Source organism: Pseudomonas sp. P5_A2_2 (assembly GCF_054177685.1).
On the sequence record NZ_JBGCUL010000595.1, the window covers coordinates 1 to 2,863 of the forward strand.

Consider the following 2,863-nt stretch of genomic DNA (forward strand, 5'->3'; position numbering starts at 1 on the left):
CGCTTTTTTCCACCCGGCGTAGAGTTTTTCCTTCGCCTTTTCATCCAGCGTCGGATCGAACTTGCGCTCGATCACTGCCTTGCCGCGCAACTCTTCCAGGCTACCCCAGAAGCCACAGGCCACGCTTTTTTCCACCCGGCGTAGAGTTTTTCCTTCGCCTTTTCATCCAGCGTCGGATCGAACTTGCGCTCGATCACTGCCTTGCCGCGCAACTCTTCCAGGCTACCCCAGAAGCCACAGGCCAGGCCTGCCAGGTAAGCCGCACCCAGTGCCGTGGTTTCGCGCATTTGCGGACGCTCGACCTGTGTGCCGAGGATGTCGGCCTGGAACTGCATGAGGAAGTTGTTGGCCACCGCGCCGCCATCCACACGCAGGGCCTTGAGGCGTTCGCCGGAGTCCTGTTGCATGGCGTCGAGCACGTCTCGGGTCTGGTAGGCAATCGACTCCAGTGCGGCACGAATGATGTGATCCACGCGTACGCCGCGGGTCAGGCCGAACAATGCGCCACGGGCGTACGGATCCCAGTAGGGAGCGCCAAGACCGGTGAAGGCCGGCACCAGGTACACGCCGTTGCTGTCCTTGACCTTGTTGGCGAAGTATTCGGTGTCGTGGGCGTCGTTGATGATCTTCAGTTCGTCACGCAGCCATTGCACGGTGGAGCCGCCGTTGAACACCGCACCTTCCAGGGCATAGGCCACTTCGCCACGCGGGCCGCAGGCGATGGTGGTCAGCATGCCGTGTTGGGATTTCACGGCTTTGTCGCCAGTGTTCATCAGCAAGAAGCAACCAGTGCCGTAGGTGTTTTTCGCCTGGCCTGGCTCGACACACATCTGGCCGAACAGAGCGGCTTGCTGGTCACCGGCAATGCCGCCGATGGCGATGCCGCTTTTGGTGTGGCCGTAGATCTCGGACGACGATTTGACTTGCGGGAGCATCTCACGCGGGATGTCGAGGACTTCCAGCATCTTCGCGTCCCACTCCAGGGTGTGGATGTTGAAGAGCATGGTACGCGAAGCATTGGTGTAGTCGGTGACATGCACCTTGCCGCCGGTAAACTTCCAGATCAACCAGCTGTCGACGGTGCCGAACAGCAGCTCACCGTTGCGCGCGCGTTCGCGGCTGCCTTCGACGTTGTCGAGGATCCACTTGAGCTTGGTGCCGGAGAAATACGGGTCGGTGACCAGGCCTGTGGTGTCGCTGATGTATTGCTCGTGGCCATCGCGTTTGAGTTGCTGGCAGATCTCGGTGCTGCGTCGGCACTGCCAGACGATGGCGTTGTAGATCGGGCGGCCGGTGTTCTTGTCCCAGACCACGGTGGTTTCGCGCTGGTTGGTGATRCCGATGGCCGCCACCTGGTCGTGGTGCAGGCCGGCTTGTGCCAGGGCCTCGACCATCACTGCGCTCTGGGTGGCGAAGATTTCCATCGGATCGTGTTCGACCCAGCCTGCTTGCGGGTAGTGCTGAGCGAACTCCCGTTGGGCGGTGCAGACCACGTTCGCGTCGCGGTCGAAAATGATCGCGCGGGAGCTGGTCGTACCCTGATCGAGGGCAATGATGTAGTTCTTATTCTGTGTGTCGGTCATGTCGATTGCCTTGGACGAAATAAGGGAGTGAGGTCTGGCGCGTGATCAAAGGGCAGGGGCACGCGCCAACGGTATCAAGAAGTTCTGGGTTTGCCGTCAATGGCAGCTGTTGCATCCTTTGTAGCAGGTACGGCGCCGTGCAGATGGCGGGCAATCAGCCCGCGATAGGCGGCGGCGCCGAGGCAGGCACCGACAATCGGTGCAAAAACAGGAATCAGGAAATACGGAATATCGCGTCCGCCGGTGAAGGAAATTTCACCCCAGCCAGCGAAGAAAGTCATCAGTTTAGGGCCGAAGTCCCGCGCAGGGTTCATGGCAAAACCGGTCAGCGGTCCCATCGAGCTACCGATCACCGCAATCAGCAGGCCGATCAGCAGCGGTGCCAACGGGCCTTTGGGCAGGCCATTGTTGTCATCGGTCAGGGACATGATCACGCCCATCAGGATGGCCGTGATGATCACCTCGACCAGAAATGCCTGGGCGGTGGTCAGCACAGGATTCGGGAAGGTGGAGAACACAGAGGCCAATTCGAGGCTGGCTTGAGTGCCGCGAACCATGTGGTGCGTTTGTTCGAATTCGAAGAATAGATTGCTGTAGAGGGTGTAGACCAGCAACGCTCCACAGAAGGCACCCGCCACCTGGGCGAGTACATAGAAAGGCAATTTACGTTTTTCGAAGTCCGCGAAAATGCTCAGGGCAATGCTGACGGCAGGGTTCAGATGAGCTCCGGAAACCCCGGCGGTGAGGTAGATCGCCATGCTGACGCCGACGCCCCAGATAATGCTGATTTCCCACAAACCAAAACTGGCACCCGCGACTTTGAGCGCGGCAACACAACCTGTACCAAAAAAAATCAGTAGCGCCGTACCCAGAAACTCGGCCATGCATTGGCTCGAGAGCGACGGTTGTTGTAAAGCAGTTGTCATTGAAACCTCATTTTTTTTGTTGTCTGGCGCTCTTTTCCATCATGGTCGGAGCGCGGTTTTCAGCGAGACAGGATCCCCATCCTAGTCGCGGTTTACTGCTGGGTGCAGCGGTAGGACGTTTCGTGCAGTTTCAGAAACGAAAAAATATAGACAAGAAACGCTGCTGTCAAAGGTCGAAAGTGAACCGTCGGTCACAAAAAAACTATTTGTTGCATGAATGGGTGAGTCATTGGGGAATGGGATGGCCAGGCAATGGCGTTATGGATGCGCCGCTGTAGAGCCTTTTAATGATCAATGTCCTAGAATCGGGCGCAGTATTTTTCTTCTGCCGCCCAGTCTGGAGCTGTCATGCCC

Annotated in this window: 2 protein-coding genes and 1 pseudogene; all 3 read right to left on the bottom strand. The window is 58.1% G+C overall.

Annotated elements, in window-relative coordinates:
- A pseudogene (locus ACXRVY_RS22800) lies at window positions 1-123 on the bottom strand (hypothetical protein); the annotation flags it as partial.
- On the bottom strand, window positions 72-1,583 hold the full coding sequence (glpK, locus tag ACXRVY_RS22805) for a glycerol kinase GlpK (protein ID WP_458238304.1): 1,512 nt from the start codon (window positions 1,581-1,583) through the stop codon (window positions 72-74). The pseudogene ACXRVY_RS22800 and the gene glpK, both read right to left, overlap by 52 nt.
- Before the next feature lie 74 nt (window positions 1,584-1,657).
- The gene (locus ACXRVY_RS22810) at window positions 1,658-2,509 is read right to left on the bottom strand and encodes an MIP/aquaporin family protein (protein ID WP_108214995.1); all 852 of its coding nucleotides are present in this window, start codon (window positions 2,507-2,509) and stop codon (window positions 1,658-1,660) included.
- Between the last annotated feature and the right edge of the window lie 354 nt (window positions 2,510-2,863).